Annotated in this window: 21 protein-coding genes; 10 read left to right on the top strand and 11 right to left on the bottom strand. The window is 73.0% G+C overall.

Annotation, left to right across the window (positions count from 1 at the left end):
- Position 1: 1 nt before the first annotated feature.
- Complete coding sequence (locus tag NLX94_RS09555) at positions 2-673, bottom strand: hypothetical protein (protein ID WP_254382176.1); 672 nt, start codon at positions 671-673, stop codon at positions 2-4.
- A 135-nt stretch (positions 674-808) separates the two neighbouring features.
- Here NLX94_RS09555 and NLX94_RS09550 point away from each other — a divergent pair, with 135 nt between their 5' ends.
- Entirely contained in the window at positions 809-1786 is a 978-nt protein-coding gene (locus tag NLX94_RS09550) for an NAD(P)H-quinone oxidoreductase (protein WP_254382175.1), read from the top strand.
- A gap of 263 nt (positions 1787-2049) precedes the next feature.
- Here NLX94_RS09550 and NLX94_RS09545 read toward each other — a convergent pair whose 3' ends face one another.
- Genes NLX94_RS09545 through pdhA form a run of 3 tightly spaced genes read right to left on the bottom strand, consistent with a single transcriptional unit; the run spans position 2050 to position 5584 of the window.
- Positions 2050-3414 (bottom strand): dihydrolipoamide acetyltransferase family protein, encoded by a 1365-nt coding sequence (locus NLX94_RS09545; RefSeq protein ID WP_254382174.1) that lies wholly within the window; start codon positions 3412-3414, stop codon positions 2050-2052.
- Complete coding sequence (locus tag NLX94_RS09540) at positions 3414-4427, bottom strand: alpha-ketoacid dehydrogenase subunit beta (RefSeq protein WP_254382173.1); 1014 nt, start codon at positions 4425-4427, stop codon at positions 3414-3416. Before NLX94_RS09540 ends, NLX94_RS09545 begins: the two co-directional genes overlap by 1 nt.
- Entirely contained in the window at positions 4424-5584 is a 1161-nt protein-coding gene (gene pdhA / locus NLX94_RS09535) for a pyruvate dehydrogenase (acetyl-transferring) E1 component subunit alpha (protein WP_254382172.1), read from the bottom strand. Before pdhA ends, NLX94_RS09540 begins: the two co-directional genes overlap by 4 nt.
- Before the next feature lie 178 nt (positions 5585-5762).
- On the opposite strand from pdhA, the gene NLX94_RS09530 reads away from it, so the two are divergent.
- Both NLX94_RS09530 and NLX94_RS09525 read left to right on the top strand, forming a co-directional pair.
- Positions 5763-6347 carry an Lrp/AsnC family transcriptional regulator gene (locus tag NLX94_RS09530; RefSeq protein ID WP_308402407.1) on the top strand — a complete coding sequence of 195 codons (585 nt, stop codon included), beginning with the start codon at positions 5763-5765 and terminating at the stop codon, positions 6345-6347.
- A gap of 150 nt (positions 6348-6497) precedes the next feature.
- Positions 6498-6800, top strand: a complete 303-nt coding sequence (locus NLX94_RS09525) for a hypothetical protein (RefSeq protein WP_254382171.1) — start codon at positions 6498-6500, stop codon at positions 6798-6800.
- Between the two features lie 24 nt (positions 6801-6824).
- On the opposite strand, the gene NLX94_RS09520 is transcribed toward NLX94_RS09525, so the two are convergent.
- Positions 6825-7412, bottom strand: coding sequence for a TetR/AcrR family transcriptional regulator (locus tag NLX94_RS09520; RefSeq protein WP_254382170.1), 588 nt, complete (start codon positions 7410-7412; stop codon positions 6825-6827).
- Entirely contained in the window at positions 7409-8941 is a 1533-nt protein-coding gene (locus NLX94_RS09515; protein WP_254382169.1) for a 3-hydroxyacyl-CoA dehydrogenase, read from the bottom strand. The genes NLX94_RS09520 and NLX94_RS09515 overlap by 4 nt, the downstream gene beginning before the upstream one ends.
- A gap of 157 nt (positions 8942-9098) precedes the next feature.
- On the opposite strand from NLX94_RS09515, the gene paaN reads away from it, so the two are divergent.
- On the top strand, positions 9099-10781 hold the full coding sequence (gene paaN / locus NLX94_RS09510) for a phenylacetic acid degradation protein PaaN (protein WP_254382168.1): 1683 nt from the start codon (positions 9099-9101) through the stop codon (positions 10779-10781).
- Between the two features lie 3 nt (positions 10782-10784).
- Here the strand turns inward: paaN and NLX94_RS09505 are convergent, their stop codons facing one another.
- From NLX94_RS09505 to NLX94_RS09495, 3 genes are all read right to left on the bottom strand, one after another.
- The gene (locus NLX94_RS09505) at positions 10785-11546 is read right to left on the bottom strand and encodes an RNA methyltransferase (protein ID WP_254382167.1); all 762 of its coding nucleotides are present in this window, start codon (positions 11544-11546) and stop codon (positions 10785-10787) included.
- Positions 11547-11733: 187 nt separating this feature from the next.
- Positions 11734-12924, bottom strand: a complete 1191-nt coding sequence (locus NLX94_RS09500; protein WP_254382166.1) for an HTTM domain-containing protein — start codon at positions 12922-12924, stop codon at positions 11734-11736.
- Positions 12909-13574 carry a DUF5819 family protein gene (locus tag NLX94_RS09495; protein ID WP_254382165.1) on the bottom strand — a complete coding sequence of 222 codons (666 nt, stop codon included), beginning with the start codon at positions 13572-13574 and terminating at the stop codon, positions 12909-12911. The genes NLX94_RS09500 and NLX94_RS09495 overlap by 16 nt, the downstream gene beginning before the upstream one ends.
- A gap of 145 nt (positions 13575-13719) precedes the next feature.
- Between NLX94_RS09495 and paaA the strand changes: the two genes are divergently transcribed.
- From paaA to NLX94_RS09465, 6 genes are all read left to right on the top strand, one after another.
- The gene (gene paaA, locus NLX94_RS09490; protein WP_254382164.1) at positions 13720-14754 is read left to right on the top strand and encodes a 1,2-phenylacetyl-CoA epoxidase subunit PaaA; all 1035 of its coding nucleotides are present in this window, start codon (positions 13720-13722) and stop codon (positions 14752-14754) included.
- Entirely contained in the window at positions 14751-15035 is a 285-nt protein-coding gene (paaB, locus tag NLX94_RS09485; RefSeq protein WP_254382163.1) for a 1,2-phenylacetyl-CoA epoxidase subunit PaaB, read from the top strand. Before paaA ends, paaB begins: the two co-directional genes overlap by 4 nt.
- Positions 15032-15769 carry a 1,2-phenylacetyl-CoA epoxidase subunit PaaC gene (paaC, locus tag NLX94_RS09480; protein ID WP_254382162.1) on the top strand — a complete coding sequence of 246 codons (738 nt, stop codon included), beginning with the start codon at positions 15032-15034 and terminating at the stop codon, positions 15767-15769. The genes paaB and paaC overlap by 4 nt, the downstream gene beginning before the upstream one ends.
- Positions 15766-16272 carry a 1,2-phenylacetyl-CoA epoxidase subunit PaaD gene (paaD, locus tag NLX94_RS09475; protein ID WP_254382161.1) on the top strand — a complete coding sequence of 169 codons (507 nt, stop codon included), beginning with the start codon at positions 15766-15768 and terminating at the stop codon, positions 16270-16272. The genes paaC and paaD overlap by 4 nt, the downstream gene beginning before the upstream one ends.
- Positions 16273-17421, top strand: a complete 1149-nt coding sequence (locus tag NLX94_RS09470) for a 2Fe-2S iron-sulfur cluster-binding protein (RefSeq protein ID WP_254382160.1) — start codon at positions 16273-16275, stop codon at positions 17419-17421.
- A 114-nt stretch (positions 17422-17535) separates the two neighbouring features.
- Positions 17536-18678: an acyl-CoA dehydrogenase family protein gene (locus NLX94_RS09465; RefSeq protein ID WP_254382159.1), complete on the top strand. Its 1143-nt coding sequence runs from the start codon at positions 17536-17538 to the stop codon at positions 18676-18678.
- A 6-nt stretch (positions 18679-18684) separates the two neighbouring features.
- Here NLX94_RS09465 and NLX94_RS09460 read toward each other — a convergent pair whose 3' ends face one another.
- Entirely contained in the window at positions 18685-19029 is a 345-nt protein-coding gene (locus tag NLX94_RS09460; RefSeq protein ID WP_254382158.1) for a rhodanese-like domain-containing protein, read from the bottom strand.
- Positions 19030-19126: 97 nt separating this feature from the next.
- On the bottom strand, positions 19127-19966 hold the full coding sequence (locus tag NLX94_RS09455) for a J domain-containing protein (RefSeq protein WP_254382157.1): 840 nt from the start codon (positions 19964-19966) through the stop codon (positions 19127-19129).
- Positions 19967-20071: the final 105 nt, after the last annotated feature.

Below are 20071 nucleotides of genomic sequence, written 5' to 3'. Positions count from 1 at the left end.
CCTAACGCGTCCCCAGCAGGGTGACGTTGAGGACCACGAAGCCGCCGGCGTCTCCGTCCTTCGGGACCTCCACCAGGGCGAGGGCGCCCTTGCCGGTCTCGAAGCAGAACCGCGCGCCCGTCTGGAGCGACTCGATCGGGATCTTCTCGACGAAACGGGTCACCGCCCTGCACGTGTCGAGGGTTCCGGGCTCCCGGGGTTCGAGGGCGACGATCCGCCCGCCGTTGTCCGCCCACACCGAGTTGGAGGAGTCGCGGTAGAAGTCCAGTGCTTTGGAGACGCGTTCGACGACCGGCACGGCCTCCCGCAGGCGGAACCCGTAGGCCTTGGGCAAGGTGAGTGTGGTGGTGGCGCCCGGGGGCGGCGGCGGTGTGCTCGCCCCGGGGCCGGAGGCCGACGGTCCGGGCCCCGGTGCCGCAGGCGCGCTCGGGGTCACGGTGACGTACACGGTCTCGGTCGGGACGGGCCGCGCCGTGGGCGACTTGATGAGTGCGGGCAGACCGAGGAAGCCCAGGGCCACACCCGCCACCGCCGCGACGGCGGAGATCAGGGCGGCCCACTCCCCTAACCGCGTACCGGATCCTCGCCGCCCGCCCCTGCCCGTCCCGGACGGCCCCGAAGGCGGCGTGGGACTCGTGCCACCGCCGCCACCGGCTGCTGAACTGCTGCTCATGCGTACGGTCCTCCACTCGTGGGCGTGCGTCCCCCGGCAAGAAGAGTCATACAGCCCGCCGCATGCCGATCCCCACCGGTTTCACCAGCCCGTGATGTTCCACTTGACGGGCGATCCGCGCGGTAGCCTCCGGCCATGCATGCGATCACCATCGAACAGCCCGGCGGCCCCGAGGCCCTGGTGTGGGCCGACGCACCCGACCCGGTGGCCGGAGACGGCGAGGTCCTCGTCGAGGTGGCGGCGAGCGCCGTGAACCGCGCCGACGTCCTGCAGCGGCAGGGCTTCTACAACCCGCCGCCCGGCGCCTCGCCCCATCCCGGCCTGGAGTGCTCCGGGCGGATCTCCGCGATCGGGGCCGGGGTGTCCGGCTGGTCGGTCGGAGACGAGGTGTGCGCGCTGCTCTCCGGCGGCGGGTACGCGCAGCGGGTGGCCGTCCCGGCGGGCCAGCTGCTGCCGGTACCGGCGGGCGTGGACCTGGTGACGGCGGCGGCCCTGCCGGAGGTCGTCTCCACGGTCTGGTCGAACGTGTTCATGGTGGCCGGGCTGCGCCCGGGCGAAACCCTGCTGGTGCACGGCGGATCGAGCGGCATCGGAACGATGGCGATCCAGCTCGCGAAGGCGGTGGGCGCGCGGGTCGCGGTGACGGCCGGCGGCAAGGAGAAGCTGGCGCGCTGCGCCGAGCTGGGCGCCGACATCCTGATCGACTACCGCGAGCAGGACTTCGTCGAGGAGATCCGGGCGGCCACGGGCGGCGCCGGGGCGGACGTGATCCTGGACATCATGGGCGCGAAGTACCTGACCCGGAACGTGGACGCGCTGGCCGTGAACGGCCGCCTCGCGATCATCGGGCTCCAGGGCGGCATCAAGGCGGAACTGAACCTGGCCGCCCTGCTGGCGAAGCGGGCGGCGATCACCGCCACCACGCTCCGCGCGCGCCCCCTGGAGGAGAAGGCGGCGATCGTCGCGGCCGTACGCGAACACGTATGGCCCCTGATCGCGGCGGGCCGCATCCACCCGGTGGTGCACGCGACCTACCCGATGAGCGAGGCACCGGAGGCCCACCGCGTCCTGGAGGCGAGCACCCACGTGGGCAAACTCCTCCTGACCACCTGAGCCGCCCGGCCCCCGGCCGCCGCTGCGCGGGGCGGAGTTCCCCTGCCCGCCCTTCCACCGTTCCCCGGGCTCCGCCCGGACCCGGTCCTCAAACGCCGGACGGGCTGGATTTTCCGGCTCCGCCGGGAAAATTCAGCCTCGCCGGCGTTTGAGGACCGGGTCCGGGGGCGGAGCCCCCGAGGGGGTCCGGGGCGCAGCCCCGGGGAACGGGCGAAGGGTGGGTAGGGGACTCCGCCCCGCAGGGCCGGCCACCCCGCGCGGAGCTACAGGCTGCGCAGCAGTACCGAGGGGGACTCGACGCAGTCGGCGACGTACCGCAGGAAGCCGCCCGCGGTCCCGCCGTCGCACACCCGGTGGTCGAAGGTCAGCGACAGCTGGACGACCTGCCTCACCGCCAGCTCCCCTTGGTGCACCCACGGCTTCGCAATGATCCGCCCCACACCAAGCATCGCCGCCTCGGGATGGTTGATGATCGGCGTGGAGCCGTCGACCCCGAACACCCCGTAGTTGTTCAGGGTGAAGGTGCCACCGGTGAGATCGGCCGGAGCCAGCTTCCCCGCCCGCGCCAGCTCCGTGAGCCGCGCGAACTCCGCCGACAGCGACTCCGCACTGCGCGCCTGCGCGTCCCGGACCACCGGAACCATCAGGCCCCGCTCCGTCTGCGCGGCGAAGCCCAGGTGCACGGCCGGCAGCCGGACGATCTCGTTCGCCGCCAGGTCCACCGTGGAGTTGAGCTCCGGGTGCCGGGCCAGCGCCGCCGTGCAGATCCGGGCGAGCAGCGCGAGCACCGAGATCTTCGGGCCGCCCGCGGCGTTCATCGCCGCCCGGGCCGCCATCAGCTCGGTGGCGTCCGCGTCCACCCAGCAGGTGGCGTCCGGAATCTCGCGCCGGCTGCGCGACAGCTTGTCCGCGACCGCCCCGCGCACCCCCTTGAGGGGGATCCGCGTGGCGCCCTCCGGCGCGGCGGAGACAGCAACGGGCGCCGACGGAGCCGGCTCCGGTGCGCGCAGCGCCGCCTCGACGTCCGCCCGCAGGATCAGCCCCTCGGGCCCGGAGCCGCGCAGGGCGCGCAGGTCCACCCCGTGGTCCCGCGCCAGCTTGCGCACCAGCGGCGAGATGACCGGCACCGGCCCGGCGACGACGGCCGGTGCGGCGGCCGCCGGTGCCGTGACGGGCGGTGCCGTGACGGGTGGTGCCGTGACCACCGCGACCGCGGCCGGAGCCGGAGCCGCGGGAGCCGCCCCCGGCGCGGCGGAGCCGGGTCGCACCCGCCTCCGACGCGCCGGACGTGAATCGTCCGAGCCGTAACCGATCAGGGGCCGGGGCGCGTTCGCGGAACCCTGGGCCCCCTCGGGGGCGACGGCATCGGCCGGCGCGCACTGCGCACCCACGGCCACCGTGATCAGCGGTGCGCCGACGGGCAGTTCCGTCCCCTCCTCGCCGAAGCGGGCGGTGACCACGCCGCCGTACGGGCAGGGCACCTCCACCATCGCCTTGGCCGTCTCGACCTCGACGACGGGCTGGTCGATGGCGACGACGTCGCCGACCGCCACCAGCCAGCGGACGATCTCCGCCTCGGTCAGCCCTTCACCCAGGTCGGGCAGCTTGAACTCCATGACCTGCGGCATCAGTTCTCCCACTGCAGACGGGCCACCGTGTCCAGGATCCGGTCCACGCCGGGCAGGTGGTGCTTCTCCAGCATCGGCGGCGGATAGGGGATGTCGAAGCCGGTGACCCGCAGGACGGGGGCCTCCAGGTGGTGGAAGCACCGCTCCGAGATACGGGCGGCGATCTCCGCGCCCGGTCCGCCGAAGCCGCCGGCCTCGTGGACCACCACCGCGCGCCCGGTCCGGCGTACGGAGGCCACGACGGTCTCCTCGTCGAAGGGGACCAGCGAGCGCAGGTCCACGACCTCCAGGTCCCAGCCCTCCTCGCGCGCCGCCTCGGCCGCCTCCAGGCACACCGGCAGGGAGGGGCCGTAGGTGATCAGCGTCGCGCTCGTGCCGGTCCGCCGGACGAGTGCCTCGCCGATGCCGGGGACCGCCGCGGGCGCCTCGGGCGACCAGTCGGCCTTGGACCAGTACAGCCGCTTCGGCTCCAGGAAGATCACCGGGTCGTCGCTGGCTATGGAGGCGCGCAGCAGTCCGTACGCGTCCTCGACCGTCGCCGGGGTGACGACGGTGAGCCCGGGCGTGGCCACGTAGTAGGCCTCGGAGGAGTCGCAGTGGTGCTCCACGCCGCCGATCCCGCCGCCGTACGGCACCCGGATCGTGATCGGGAGCGGCATCGCGCCCTTGGTCCGGTTGCGCATCTTCGCCACGTGCGAGATCAGCTGCTCGAAAGCCGGGTACGCGAAGGCGTCGAACTGCATCTCCACGACCGGCCGCAGCCCGTACATGGCCATGCCGACGGCCGCGCCGAGGATGCCGGCCTCCGCGAGGGGGGTGTCCGTACAGCGGTCCTCGCCGAATTCCTTCGCGAGCCCGTCCGTGATGCGGAAGACCCCGCCGAGCGCTCCGACGTCCTCGCCCATCACGTGGACCGTGGGGTCCTCGGCCATCGCGTCGCGCATCGCCCGGTTCAGGGCCTGGGCCATGGTCGCCGGCTTCGCGGCCGGCGGCTTCACCGCCACCGTGGTCATGATCCGTCCCCCTCTTCGTGCTCTTCCTGCTCGGCCGCTTCCAGCTCGGCGCGGAGCATGGCCGCCTGTTCGCGGAGCCGGCCGGTCTGCTGCGCGTAGACGTGCCCGAAGAGGTCCATGGGGTCGAGCACCGGCTCCGCGTTCATCCCGTCCCTCAGCGCCGCCGCCATCGCCTCGGCCGCGTCCTTGGCGGCCTTGATGCCCGCCTCGTCCAGCAGGCCGCGCGCGGTCAGCTCGCGCTCCAGCAGCTCGATCGGATCGTGCGCCTTCCACGCCTCGACCTCGGCGTCGCCCCGGTAGCGGGTGGCGTCGTCGGCGTTGGTATGGGCCTCGATGCGGTACGTGACGGCCTCGATCATGGTCGGGCCGCCGCCGGACCGGGCCCGCCGGACGGCCTCGGACAGCACCTCGTGCATGGCGGCGATGTCGTTGCCGTCGACGAGACGGCCGGGCATCCCGTACCCCACGGCCTTGTGGGCCAGGGTCGGGGCGGCGGTCTGCTTGGCGAGCGGGACGGAGATCGCGAAGCCGTTGTTCTGCACGAGGAAGACCACCGGCGCCTGCCAGACGGCGGCGAAGTTCATGGCCTCGTGGAAATCGCCCTCGCTGGTGCCGCCGTCGCCGACCATGGCAAGGGCGACCACGTCGTCCCCGCGCAGCCGGGCGGCGTGCGCCAGGCCGACCGCGTGCGGCAGCTGGGTGGCGAGCGGGGTCGACAGCGGGGCTATCCGGCGCTCGCGCGGGTCGTACCCGGTGTGCCAGTCGCCGCGCAGCAGCGTCAGCGCCTCTACGGGATCCAGTCCGCGCGCCACGGCCGCGAGGGTGTCGCGGTAGCTCGGGAAGAGCCAGTCCTGCTCCTCCAGGACCATGGCTGCGGCGATCTCGCACGCCTCCTGGCCCACGGTGGAGGGATACACGGCCAGACGGCCCTGCCGGGTGAGGGCGGTGGCCTGGGCGTTGTAGCGGCGGCCGCGCACCAGCTCGGCGTAGCACCGGCGCATCAGCTCGGGGTCGAGCCGGTCGGCGGCCGGGGTGCCCAGCACCCGGTACGGCTCGGGGTCCGGGAGCAGCGGGGCGGCATCCGTACGGGGCCTCCAGGCGGGCGGCGGGGTGGAGCGGTGGGACGCACCGGCACCGGGCAGCTCTTGGACCGTCATGGCGGCGTACACCTCCTCGTGGGAAGCGGGCAGGGAGGGCCCCGGGTGTGAGGCGCCTCACCTACCGATTGTTCGGTTGCCCGGGCAATTTGGCTACAGGCGGCGCCAGGCTGTGGACAAAGTGGCGCCGACGCCCTGGTATGGGTGCAGGACGTCCAGGAGAGGCAGGCATCGGGCGATGACGGATGAACAAATGGCCGGAGCGGGTTCCGGGACGGGGGGCGCACTCGGGGGCGCACCCGTACCGCCGGTAGCCCCCGGACCGGCGGTGCCGCCGCCGCTGCCGCCCCGCCCCCTCGACCCGATCGACCGGTCCATCGTGCGGCTGCTCCAGGCGGACGGCCGCGCCTCCATACGCTCCGTCGCCGAGCAGGTCCACGTGTCCCGGGCCAATGCCTACGCCCGGATCAACCGGCTCATCGACGACGGGGTGATCCGCGGCTTCACCGCCCGCGTCAACCACGAGCGCGCGGGCCAGGGCGCCTCCGCCTACATCACCCTGAAGATCGTCCAGAACTCCTGGCGCACGGTCCGCGAACAGCTCCGCGAGCTCCCCGGCGCCGCCCACATCGCCCTGGTCAGCGGCGATTTCGACGTCCTGCTCCTGGTCCACACCCCGGACAACCGCACTCTGCGCGAGCTGGTCCTGACCCGCCTCCAGTCCATCCCGGAGGTCCTCTCCACCCGCACCCTGCTGGTCTTCGAAGAAACGGACCTCCTGGCCCGCGATCCGTCCGCCGGCCCGACGATCACGGAGGACTAGGGGCCGCATGGCGGCGCGGCAGCCCTCCCTGCAGCGCGGCGACCTGCTCCGAATGGCTGCTCCGACGTGCCCGGCGAGCCCGACCTGCTTAGCGTCGTGCTGCCGTGCCGCACAGGCTGCGGCGCACCGAGGCGATCGAGAGGAACCCCCGTGGCAGTCGTGATGACCTTTGTGTGGCCCGAGATCACTCCAGAGGTGTACGACGCGACGCGTGACCGGGTCGGCTGGGAAGACGACGCTCCGGACGGCTTCGTGATGCACATGGGCTGGTTCGCCGACGACGGCTTCCACGTGGCCGACGTCTGGGAGACCGAGGACCACTTCACGCGGTTCATCGCCGACAGGGTCGCCCCCGTGGTCAAGGGGGAACTGGGCATCACGACCGAGCCCCAGGTGACGTTCGCCCCCCTCCACCGGCGCTTCATCGCCCCGGATGCCAGCGGCGCCGCCTGAACTCACCTCGCCCGGCGCCGCCCCTCAGCGCTGCGTGCGCAGGCCGTCCAGGGCCATGCTGACCACCGCGTCCGCGAGCTGGTCGGGGGTGGTGCCCGGGTGCGGGCGGTACCACTCGACCAGGGAGTTGACCATGCCGAAGAGGAGGCGGGTGGCGAGGCGGATGTCCACGTCCGCCCGGAGGTCGCCCTCGGCGGCCGCGGACTTCAGCAGCTCCGCGACCTGGTGGTCGAACTCGCGGCGGCGCTCCAGGGCCCAGCGCTCGGTGCGGGTGTTGCCCCGGACCCGCAGCAGCAGGGTCACGTAGGGCAGCTCCGCGACGAGGACCTCGACCGTGCGGCGCGTGACGTACTCGACGCGTTCGACCGCGCGGCCGCGTATCGCCCCCGGCTCCGCCAGGACCGCGAAGAGCTCGTCCAGGGCCCGGCTGACGGCGCGGTGGAGCAGCTCCTCCTTGCCGGCGACGTGGTGGTAGATCGAGGACTTCGAGATGCCGGCGGCCTTGGAGAGGTGCTCCATGGAGGTGCCGTCGTAGCCGCGCTCGTTGAAGATCTGGACGGCGACGGACAGCAGCGTCTCGGGCGTGTACGTGTCCCGCTTGGCCGTGGTCATTCGGTCTCCCCCGCCTCGTCGTCCTCCGCGGCGTCATCGCCCGCCGCGTAGCCCAGCTTGTACAGCGCCAGCGACGGCGCGTACCGGCCGCCGGGACAGCGCTCGTCGAGGTGGTGCAGCAGGTCGTACGCCCAGTCGCGGCCGAGCCGGTCGTGCCATTCGGCGGGGCCCGCCGGGTAGTTGACCCCGAGCCGCATCGCCGTGTCGATGTCCTCGGCGCCCGCCACCCCGCGCGCGACGGCGTCGGCGGTGAGGTCGATCAGCATCGCGACCGTCCGGGCGACGATCATGCCGGGGACGTCGCCGATGACGGAGACCTTCTTGCCGAGCTTCTGGAACAGCCCGACGGCCTCCGCGAGGGTCCGCTCGCTCGTGTCCTCACTGACGGAGAGCGCGATCCGGGTGGCGTCGCGGTAGTCGAAGGCGAGGTCGAAGTAGACGACGTCGGCGAACTCGATCGCCGTCTTGCCGTCGGCGAGCACGAGCTGCCCCTCGCCGGGGAGCTGGATGTACGGGCCCCCGTGCTCGACGTCCACGACCTCGATCCCGGCCTCCTCCAGGAGGTCGAGGAGGCCGGCCGCCGGTCCGAGGTCACCGACGACGGTCACCTTCGCGGGCGCCTCCTCGGGGCCCGCGGTGTGCGGGGCCGGGGCCTTCGCGTCCGGGCCGTACGGGTACCAGCCGTGGCCCGACTTGCGGCCGAGGCGGCCCGACTGGACCAGGCGGCGCTGCGCGAGGGACGGGGTGAACTTGGGGCTGCGGAAGAAGGACTCCCACACCGAGCGGGTGACGGCCTCGTTGACGTCCTGGCCGATCAGGTCGGTCAGCGCGAAGGGGCCCATCTTGAAGCCGCCGCTCTCGCGGAGCACGGCGTCGATGGTGGCCGGGTCGGCGCCCTGCTCCTCGTACACCGCGAAGGCCTCGGCGTAGAAGGGCCGGGCGATCCGGTTGACGATGAAGCCCGGGGTGTCGGCGCAGCGCACCGGCGTCTTCCCCCAGCCCAGGACGGTGGCGTACGCGCGGTCGGCGGCGGCCGGTTCCGTCGCGAACCCGGAGACCACCTCGACCAGCGGGAGCAGCGGGGCCGGGTTGAAGAAGTGCAGGCCCAGGAAGCGGCCGGGGTGCGCGAGCCCGGCGGCGAGCTCGGTGACCGAGAGGGAGGAGGTGTTGGTGGCCAGTAGCGCGTCCGGCGAAACCACCTCTTCGAGTGCCGCGAACAGTGCGCGCTTGACGGTGACGTCCTCGACGACCGCCTCCACGACGAGGGCGGCACCGGCCAGCTCCGCCAGCCCGGCGGCCGATGCGATCCGGTCGATCGCGTCCTCGGCCTCGGCGCGGTCCAGGCGGCCCTTGGCGGCCATCCGCTCGACCCGGTCCTGGACGAAACCGACCGCGTCGGAGGCGAGCGCGGCGTTGATGTCGTAGATCAGCACGCGGTGACCTGCGAGAAGGGCGACCTGGGCGATGCCCTGCCCCATGGTGCCGGCGCCGACGACCGCCACTGTGCGGGACCGCTCGATTGCTGTCATGCCCAGATCCTCCCGCACCGACTTGTCCACAGGCCTGCCGGGCCCTCTTGTCCCGACCGATCGTTCGGTTACTCTAACTCCAGTCTGCTCTTGTTCATCCCTTCTTGCCTGCCCCGATCGCCTGATCCCGCCCGGCTCAAAGAGGAGTTGGTCCCTGATGGCCGCCGAGCTCACCGTCCCCCAGCTGACCGCCAAGCACCGGCCCACCCTGGACCAGGCGCTGGCCACCATCCGCAGCCGCGCCTACTGGTCCCCGCACCCCGAGCACCCCAAGGCGTACGGCGAGACCGCGCCGGCCGACGGCCTCGCCGCCTTCGAGGCGCTGCGCGGCACCCGGCTCGACCTCGGGCAGCCCGGCACCGACGGCTGGACCGGCGCGGAGACCTCCCCGTACGGCGTGGAGCTCGGCGTCGAGTACCCGCACGTGGACCCGGAGGTGCTGCTGCCCGCGATGCGGGCCGGCATGGGCGCCTGGCGGGACGCCGGCCCCGAGGCGCGCGCCCTGGTCTGCATCGAGATCCTGGCCCGGATCTCGGCGCGGACGCACGAGTTCGCGCACGCCGTCATGCACACCAGCGGCCAGGCCTTCATGATGGCGTTCCAGGCGGGCGGCCCCCACGCGCAGGACCGCGGCCTGGAGGCGATCGCCTACGCGTACGAGGAGCAGACCCGCGTCCCGGGGCAGGCCGACTGGTCGAAGCCGCAGGGCAAGAAGGACCCGCTGGAGCTGGGCAAGACCTTCACGGCCGTCCCGCGCGGCATCTCCCTGATGATCGGCTGCAACACCTTCCCCACCTGGAACGGCTACCCGGGCATCTTCGCCTCCCTCGCCACCGGCAACCCGGTGCTGGTCAAGCCGCACCCGCGCGCCGTGCTCCCGCTGGCGCTGACCGTCCAGGTGGCCCGCGAGGTCCTGGCCGACGCCGGCTTCGACCCGAACCTGGTCGCGCTGGCCGTGGAGCGTCCGGGCGAGGGCATCGCCAAGGAGCTCGCCGTCCGGCCCGAGATCAAGGTCATCGACTACACCGGCTCCACCGAGTTCGGTGACTGGCTGGAGGTCAACGCCCGCCAGGCGCAGGTCTACACGGAGAAGGCCGGCGTCAACACCGTCGTCCTGGACTCCACCGACAACTACAAGGGCATGCTGTCCAACCTGGCCTTCTCCCTGTCCCTGTACAGCGGCCAGATGTGCACCACCCCGCAGAACCTGCTGATCCCGCGCGACGGCATCGAGACCGACGCCGGGCACAAGTCCTACGACGAGGTCGTCTCGGACCTCGCCGCAGCGGTCGGCGGCCTCCTCGGCGACGACGCGCGGGCCAACGCCCTGCTCGGCGCCCTGGTCAACCCGGACGTGAAGGCCCGCCTGGAGGCCGCGGCCGGGCTCGGCGAGGTCGCGCTGGCCTCGCGCGAGGTGACGAACCCGGAGTTCCCGGGCGCGGTCGTACGCACCCCGGTGATGGTGAAGCTGGACTCGGCCAAGCCGGACGACTCCGCCCCCTACCTCTCCGAGTGCTTCGGCCCGGTCTCCTTCGCCGTGGCGGTCGACTCCACGCAGGGCGCCCTCGACCTGCTGCGGCGCACCGTCCGCGAGAAGGGCGCCATGACGGTCGGGGCGTACACCACCTCCGCGGACACCGAGCGGGCCATCGAGGAGGTCTGCCTGGAGGAGTCGGCGCAGCTCTCGCTGAACCTGACGGGCGGGGTCTACGTGAACCAGACCGCGGCCTTCTCCGACTTCCACGGCTCCGGCGGCAACCCGGCGGCGAACGCCGCGCTGTGCGACGGGGCGTTCGTCTCGAACCGCTTCCGCGTGGTGGAGGTCCGCCGCCAGGGCTGAGCCCTAGTGGGTCCCCTTCGGCCCACCCCAGTGGAAGAGAGTCATGGCCACACTGGTGGCCAGGTTGTAGCTGGAGACCTGCGGCCGCATCGGCAGGGACACCAGGTGATCGGCGCGGGCGCGCAGCTCGGGCGAGATCCCGTGGCGTTCGGAGCCGAAGGCGAGCAGGGCATCGTCCGGGAGGGTGAGGGCGCGGATGTCCTCGCCCTCCGGGTCGAGGGCGTACAGCGGGCCGGGCGGCAGCGTCTCCAGCTCCACACGGTCCACGGTGGTGGCGTAGTGCAGGCCCGCGCCGGCCCGGACCACGTTGGGGTGCCAGGGGTCCAGATCCCCCCGGGTGAGCACCCCGGTGGCGCCGAAACCTGCGGCGAGCCGGACGACGGCGCCGACGTTGCCGAGATTGCGGGGGTTGTCGAGGACGACGATCGGGGCCGTCCTGGGCCGTGCGTCGAGCCGGGCCCGCCCCTCGGCCCCGTCGGGCCGGACCGCGAGCGCCGCCACCCCGGTGGGGTGCACCCGCGCCACCAGCTCCTTGAGCGAAGCCCGCCGCACCAGCCGGACGACGTCCGCCTCCACGTCAGGCGCCAGCTCGCGCGCAAGCCCCCGTACGCCGTCCGGATCATCGGCAACGACCATCCGCACATCGGCCCCGAACCGCAGCGCGTGCTTCAGCGCGTGGAACCCGTCGAGGAGGACCAGCTCCTGCCTCCCGGCAGCCTCCTCCCACTGCCGCGCGATCTCCCCGGGACTCCCGTACTCACTCATACGCCGAGCGTACGGTCCCCTCCCCACCGGTCCCTTCCCCCGGGGCAAACTCAGCCCCTCCGGCGTTTGAGGAGCGGGGGTCCGGGGGCTGGCCCCCGGCAACGGCGCCGCACGCGCGAAGGGGTCCGGGCGCAGCCCGGGGAACGGTGGAAGGGCGGGTGGGGGACAAGCCCCGCAGGGCCGACCTTCAGCGCGGAACGGTGCTGGGCAGCGCAGGCTCCGGATCGGGAGCCGGATCCGCGTACGGCCCCGGCTCCCGGTCCGGAACGGACCCCCGCACGGCGACTCGCGCCCCGAGCCAGACCAGGAAAGCCGTAGGCAGGAACACCGCATCAGCGGCGATCATCGCCAGCGAGAAGAACGGCAACCCCAGCAGCACCGCAATCCCCGCATGCTCCAGCATCATCACCGCCAGCAGCACGTTCTTGATCCGCCGGTTGAACACGGTGAACGGAAACGCCACCTGAACCGCGACCGTCCCGTAGGACAGCAGCATGACCAGCGTCCCGCTGCTCGCGAGGAAGGACGAGACCCCGGGCCACGGGGTGAAGTAGTCCAGGTTCAGCGGGTAGTACAGCGCCGTGCCGTCCTGCCACCGCGAACCCTGGATCTTGTACCACCCGGCCGTCGCGTAGATCAGGCAGACCTCCACCATGATCACCAGCATCCCCGCGTTGTGCAGCAGGTTGGCCAGGACGTCGAGGACGGCCCGCCCCTCCCCCTCCGGCTCGTACCGGTCGACCATCCACCACAGCGCGGCGAGCACCCACAGGGCGGTGAAGACCACCAGCCAGACGGTGCTGAACCGCCCGGTCACCGCCCCGAAGGCGAACACCGAGCCGAGCACCCACCACAGCACCGGCCCCGCCGGCCCGGCCGAGGCCGAGCCGAGGCGGCGGGCGCGGCGGGCGTCCAGCGACCAGACCCGCGCGCACCGGGTCAGGACGAGGTAGATCGCCATCAGGTGGATGACGTTGTCCCCGCCGTCGCCCATGAAGACGCTGCGGTTCTGCAGGGACAGCACGCCGACCATGAACACCACGGAGGTCGCCCGGGTGCGCCAGCCCAGCATCAGCAGGGCGGACGACAGCACCGCGACGGCGTAGACGATCTCGAACCAGAGCGCCGAGTCCGACCACATCAGCACCGTGAAGGCGCGGTTCGAGTCGATCAGCCGCTGCGCCAGCTCCCAGCTCCAGGGCCCGTCCGGCCCGTAGAGCTCGTGGCGGTTCGGGAGCTCCCGCAGCAGGAAGAACAGCCAGGTGCCCGCGAAGCCGATGCGGACCACCGCGCTCTGGTACGGGCCCAGCGCCTGCCCGCTGACCCGGGCCAGCGCCCGGCCGCCGTCGGCCCTGAGCCTCCTCAGACCGTCCACCACGGCAGCTCCCGGTAGTACGTCTTGGTGTCGGTCGTCTCGTCCGACCACGGGGGTGCGGCGACCTCCGTGGTGGCCCCGCGCAGCTGGATCCGCACGATCCGCCCCTCGGCCGGGGTGCGCGCGTCCAGCCGGTCCAGGGCGATCCGGCGCAGATACTCCTCGGCGAGTGCGCCGCGGTCGCCGGTGGACTTGTTGTCCTCGTCGTGGGAGGTGGTGAAGAAGTCCCAGGCCCGGCGGAGCTCGTTCTGCTCGGTGTGGCTCGGCAGCAGGCTGTGGCGGATGGCCGCGCCGTCCTCGGCGGAGAGCCCGCGCCAGTCGCCCGCGACCAGCAGGCCGTCGTCGGTCCGCACTTCCGCGCGCACCTCCACGGCGATGTTCTGCTGGAGCGGGTTGGGGGCGAAGAGCTTCCAGTTCTGTTCGAACTCGGGGTAGACCCACCAGTCGATCACGCGCGCGTGCTGCTTGCTGACCGTGTTGGAGGGGGCCACGTGCAGGAAGACGAGGGCCAGGTGCCAGCAGGAGGCCACCGCCACCGCCCCGAGCGCGAGGGCCGTGACGACCTTGTAGGGGGTGGACAGACCGGCGATTCCGGGCGCTCTGGGCGGGGGTGGAACCGCTCCTTCGAGGGGCTCGCGCGCGTTCGAATCCATCCCGCCCCGATCGTCCGGTGTCCACAGGGTTGACCACAGAGGTTGACACCCTACGGGCCCTCGTCCCACCATTGAAGAGCATGAACCGAACGATCGGTCGGTCGGGCGGGACGAGGCGGGAAAAGACCTCTGACAGGGGGCCGTGATGGTGGCAGTGACCCCGGAAGCGGGGCATGGCGCGGGGCAGGACGCGGGGATCGGCGTGACCGCCGACCTCGGCGCACAGCTCGCGGCGGCCTTCGACGCGGCCGTGGCGGCCGACGAGCGGGTGGAGCCGCGCGACTGGATGCCCGACGAGTACCGCGCGACCCTGGTCCGCCAGATGGCCCAGCACGCCCACTCCGAGATCATCGGCATGCAGCCCGAGGCGAACTGGATCACCCGCGCGCCCTCCCTGCGCCGCAAGGCGATCCTGATGGCCAAGGTCCAGGACGAGGCCGGCCACGGCCTGTACCTGTACAGCGCCGCCGAGACCCTGGGCACCAGCCGCGACGAGCTCCTCGACAAGCTCCACGCCGGCAAGCAGAAGTACTCCTCGATCTTCAACTACCCCACGCTGACCTGGGCCGACGTCGGCGCGATCGGCTGGCTCGTGGACGGCGCGGCGATCACCAACCAGGTCCCGATCTGCCGCTGCTCCTACGGGCCGTACGCGCGGGCCATGGTCCGGATCTGCAAGGAGGAGTCCTTCCACCAGCGCCAGGGGTACGAGCTGCTCCTCGCCCTCTCCCGGGGCACCGAGGCCCAGCACGCGATGGCGCAGGACGCCGTCGACCGCTGGTGGTGGCCCTCGCTGATGATGTTCGGCCCGCCCGACGCCGAATCGGGGCACTCGGCGCAGTCGATGGCCTGGCGGATCAAGCGCCACTCCAACGACGAGCTGCGCCAGCGCTTCGTGGACATCGCCGTCCCGCAGGCCGAGTCGCTGGGGCTGACCCTGCCCGACCCGGACCTGAAGTGGAACGAGGAGCGCGGGCACCACGACTTCGGCGCCATCGACTGGACGGAGTTCTGGGAGGTCCTCAAGGGCAACGGCCCGTGCAACGAGGAGCGGATCGGACAGCGCCGCGCGGCGCACGAGGAAGGCGCCTGGGTGCGCGACGCGGCCGCGGCGTATGCGGAGAAGCAGGCGGCGGGCACGTCCGCCGCGGCCACCATCGGAAGCGAGGCTCGGGTATGACGCGGAACTGGCCCCTGTGGGAGGTGTTCGTCCGCTCGCGGCGCGGCCTCTCGCACACGCACGCGGGCAGCCTGCACGCCCCCGACGCGGAGATGGCCCTGCGCAACGCCCGCGATCTCTACACCCGGCGCGGCGAGGGCATCTCGATCTGGGTGGTGCCCTCCACGGAGATCACCGCCTCCTCCCCGGACGAGCGGGACCCGTTCTTCGCCCCGTCCGCCGACAAGCCCTACCGGCACCCCACCTTCTACGAGATCCCCGAGGGGGTGCAGCACCTGTGACGAGCACCGGAGCGGTTACGACTGCGGCGACGGCGGCCGCGCTGGCCCTCGGCGACGACGCGCTGATCCTCTCGCACCGCCTCGCCGAGTGGGCGGGCCACGCGCCCGTCCTGGAGGAGGAGGTCGCCCTCGCCAACATCGCCCTCGACCTGCTCGGCCAGGCCCGCGTCCTGCTGTCGCAGGCCGGCGACGAGGACGAGCTGGCCTACCTCCGCGAGGAGCGGGCCTTCCGCAACCTCCAGCTGGTCGAGCAGCCGAACGGCGACTTCGCCCACACCATCGCGCGCCAGCTCTACTTCTCGCTCTACCAGCACGAGCTCTACGGGGAACTGGCGCTCGGGGACGGCCCGTTCGCGCCGCTCGCCGCCAAGGCGGTCAAGGAGACCGACTACCACCGCGACCACGCCGAGCAGTGGACGCTGCGCCTCGGCGACGGCACCGAGGAGAGCCGGCGCCGGATGCGGGCCGGCCTCGACGGGCTGTGGAAGTACACCGGGGAGATGTTCCGGCCGGTGGAGGGGCTCGACGGGATCGACTGGGCCGCCCTGGAAGGCCGTTGGCTGGCCGCGGTGGGCGGCGTACTGGAGCGGGCCGGACTGGAGCTGCCCCAGGGGCCGCGGCACGGAGCCTGGGCCGCCGGAGCCGGCCGGCAGGGGTTGCACACCGAGTCGTTCGGCCGACTGCTCGCGGAGATGCAGCACCTGCACCGCAGCCACCCGGGGGCATCGTGGTGACCGGCGCGAGCACCGGGCAGACCCGGCTGGAGGTGGAGCTGGCCGAGCTGGCCGGCTCCGTCCCCGACCCGGAACTGCCGGTGCTGACCCTCGCCGAGCTCGGCGTGATGCGCGGGGTCCGGATGCACGAGGACGGCCACGTGGAGGTCACCCTGACCCCCACCTACACCGGCTGCCCGGCCATCGAGGCCATGTCCGCCGACATCGAGCGGGTCCTGACCGACCACGGCATAACCGAGGTCCGGGTGCGGACCGTGCTGGCCCCCGCCTGGTCCACCGACGACATCAGCGCCGAAGGCCGCCGCAAGCTCGCGGAGTTCGGCATCGCCCCGCCGCGGTCGCACGCCGCCGGCGGACCGGTCCCGCTCACCCTGTCCGTCCGCTGCCCGAACTGCGGATCGACCGACACCGAGCTGCTCAGCCGGTTCTCCTCCACCGCATGCAAGGCGCTGCGCCGCTGCACCGCCTGCCGCGAACCGTTCGACCACTTCAAGGAGCTGTAGATGGCCGTGTCACCGCCGTCGCCGTCGCCCACGCAGGCGCGCCCCGCGCGCCACGGCGCGTTCCACACCTTGACGGTGACGGCGGTCGACCGGCTCACCGAGGACTCCGTGGCCCTGACCCTGGCCGTCCCGCCGGAGCTGCGCTCCGAGTACCGGCACGAGCCCGGCCAGCACCTGACCCTGCGCCGGCAGGCCCCCGGCGGCGCGGGAGACGCCGCGGTGGAGATCAGGCGTACGTACTCGATCTGCTCCCCCGCCCCGGCCCCGGACGGGCCCGGACCCGCCGAGCTGCGGGTCGGGGTGCGGCTGGTGGAGGGCGGGGAGTTCTCCACCTTCGCCCACAAGGAGATCGCCCCCGGGGACGTCCTGGACGTGATGGTCCCGGCCGGCCGGTTCGTCCTGGACCCCGCGGCGGCGCCGCCCGCCGCGCACTACGCCGCGATCGTCGGCGGCAGCGGCATCACCCCGGTGCTGTCGATCGCCGCGACCCTGCTCGCCGCCCGCCCCGACGCCCGGTTCTGCCTGGTGCGCAGCGACCGCAGCGCGGCCTCGACGATGTTCCTGGAGGAGGTCGCCGACCTCAAGGACCGCTATCCCGACCGGTTCCAGCTCGTCACCGTGCTGTCCCGGGAGGAGCAGGAGGCCGGACTGCCCTCGGGGCGGCTCGGCGAGGAGCGGCTGACGGAGCTGCTGCCCGCCCTGCTGCCGGTCGCGGAGGTCACGGGCTGGTTCCTGTGCGGGCCGTACGGGCTGGTCACGGGAGCGGAGCAGGCGCTGGGCGCGCTCGGCGTGCCCCGCACCCGGGTCCACGAGGAGGTCTTCCACGTCGAGGACACCGCCCCGCCCGCACGCCCCGCTTCGGCCGAGGCCACCAGCGGCCGGGTCACGGCGCGGCTCGACGGCCGCTCGGGCACCTGGCCGGTGCGCGACGGGGAGTCCCTGCTCGACGCGGTGCTGCGGGCCCGTGCGGACGCCCCGTACGCCTGCAAGGGCGGAGTGTGCGGCACCTGCCGGGCCTTCGTCGTATCGGGCGAGGTGCGGATGGACCGCAATTTCGCCCTGGAGGAGCAGGAGACGGAGGCCGGGTTCGTGCTGGCCTGCCAGTCGCACCCGGTGTCGGGGGACGTGGAGATCGACTTCGACCGCTGACGGGCCGCGCCGCCGCCCCCCTGCCCAATTTCAGGGCTGTGCATTTTTAGGAACGTGTTCTATCTTGACGCACCGTCAGGCAGAGCACGATCCGGGCACGCGGGAGGACAGGCAGTGGACTTCACCTTCACCGAGGAGCAGCAGGCCGCCGTCGAGGCGGCCAAGGCCGTGTTCGCGGACGTGGCCCCCGACGGCGTGCCCAGCCCCGCGCTCACCCCGAGGGCGGTGGCCGAGGAGTTCGACCGGGACCTGTGGGCCAAGCTCGCCGACTCCGATCTGCTGAGCCTGGTCCTGGCCGAGGAGCACGGCGGCTCCGGACTCGACGCGATAGCCCTGTGCCTGGTGCTGCGCGAGGCCGCGCGGGTGCTGGCCCGGGTGCCGCTGCTGGAGCACTGCGCCACCGCCATGGCCGTCCAGGCCCACGGCGGCCCCGAGCTGGCCGGCGCCCTGCTGCCCGGCGCCGGGAACGGCGGCCTCGTCCTCACCGTCGCCGCGCACGGCCGCAGCGGCCACGACCCGGCCGAACTGGCCGTCACCGCACGCCGGGACGGGGACGCCTGGGTCCTGGACGGGGTCCAGACGGCCGTCGCCTGGGGGCACAGCGCCGACTGGACCGCCGTACCGGCCCACACCGGGGAGGGCGAGGCGGTCCTCGCGTTCGTCCCCAAGGGCGCCGCCGGCCTGTCCCTCGCGGAGCAGTACTCCACGAGCGGGGAGCGGCTCGCCGAGCTCGCCCTCGACGGAGTACGGGTCCCGGCCGCGCACCTGATCGAAGCGCCCGGCGCCTGGGACCACCTGCGCCAGCTCCTGGCCACCGGGACCTGCGCGCTCGCGCTCGGCCTCGGCGAGAACGTGCTCACCATGACCAGCCAGTACACGAGCAAGCGCGAGCAGTTCGGCTTCCCGGTGGCCACTTTCCAGTCCGTCGCCGTCCAGGCCGCCGACCGCTACATCGACCTGCGCGCCATGGAGGTCACGCTCTGGCAGGCCGCCTGGCGGCTCGACGCCTCCACGGGCGGAGCGGGCGGACCGCTGCCGAGCGCCGGTGACGTGGCCGTGGCGAAGATCTGGGCCTCCGAGGGCGTACGCCGCGTCGTGCAGACCGCCCAGCACCTGCACGGCGGCTTCGGCGCCGACACCGACTACCCGCTGCACCGCTACCACGCCTGGGCCAAGCAGCTGGAGCTCCAGCTCGGCCCGGCCGCGGCCCACGAGGAGGCCCTGGGCGACCTACTGGCCGCCCACCCCCTCGCCTAGGCCGTCTCAGACGACGAAGCCCGGGGCGCCCGCGTCGGTGACGACCGGGCGGCCCGCGGCCTCCCAGTCCTGCATGCCGCCGGCCACGTTCACGGCCTCGATGTCCTGGCCCCGCAGGTACTGGGCCACCTGGGCGGAGCGCCCGCCGACCCGGCACATCACGTAGACCGGGCGCTCGTCCTCGAGCTTCTCGGTCAGCTCACCGATGCGCGCCACGAACTCGCTCATCGGGATGTGCAGCGCACCCTCGGCATGGCCGGCCGCCCATTCGTCGTTCTCACGAACGTCGAGGACGAAGGCCTCGGAGGGCAGTGCGGAAGCGGCCACCGAGGGAAGCGGTCCGGAGTTCATGTCTGTCGCCTTCTCTCGTCACGGATAGCTGAGCCAACCTATCCGACCGGGCCCGCCGACCCGGCCGCCTCTGCCGCACCCGGCCCCCGCCGCGGCCTCACTCGGCGGCGAGCGCCGCCAGCTCCGCCTCGCGCTTCTCGACATCGCCGAGCAGCTGCTCCGCGATCTGCTCCAGCAGCCGGTCCGGGTCCTCCGGGGCCATCCGCAGCATCGACCCGATCGCACTCTCCTCGAGCTCCCGGGCCACCAGCGACAGCAGCTCCTTGCGGCGCGCGAGCCACTCCAGGCGCTCGTACAGCTCCTCGCTCTCGCTCAGCCGCGCTTCGGCCGGCGCCGGGCCGGCCGCCCACTCCTCGGCCAGCTCCCGCAGCACCTGCTCCTCGCCGCGCCCGTAGGCCGCGTTGACCCGCGCGATGAACTCGTCGCGCCGCTCGCGCTCGGTCTCGTCCTGGGCCAGGTCCGGGTGTGCCTGGCGGACCAGCTCGCGGTAGAGGCGGCGCACCTCCTCCGAGGGACGCACCCGCTCCGGCGGCCGCACCGCGCGGTCCGTGAGCATCGCGGAGGCGTCGTCGGACATCCCGTCCGAATCCAGCCAGTCGTGGAACAGCTCGTCCACCCCGGGCATCGGCATCACCAGCGAGCGGGCCTCGCGCGCACGGCGCAGGTCCTCCGGGTCACCGGTCCGCGCCGCCTTCGCCTCGGCGATCAGGGCGTCCAGCTCGTCGAGCCGCGAGTACATCGGTCCGAGCTTCTGGTGGTGGAGGCGGGAGAAGTTCTCCACCTCCACCCGGAAGGTCTCCACCGCGATCTCGAACTCGATCAGCGCCTGCTCCGCAGCCCGCACGGCGCGCTCCAGGCGCGCCTCGGGCCGCTCGTCGGCAGCGGGGCCGGGGCCGGAGCCGGGCTCGGGCGCTTCGGGAACTGTCTGCTCGCTCACCCGGCCAGCCTAAGGCCCCGGGGCCCGACTGTTTCACGTGAAACATCCACCGGTTTCACGTGAAACATCCCGGCTGCTCAGACCCTGCGGCTCGGAGCCCGCTGC

The organism is Streptomyces sp. TBY4, from assembly GCF_024213195.1.
GTDB lineage: Bacteria > Actinomycetota > Actinomycetes > Streptomycetales > Streptomycetaceae > Streptomyces.
The sequence above is the reverse complement of the archived record's forward strand: the minus strand, read 5'-3'. Positions and strand labels throughout refer to the sequence as shown.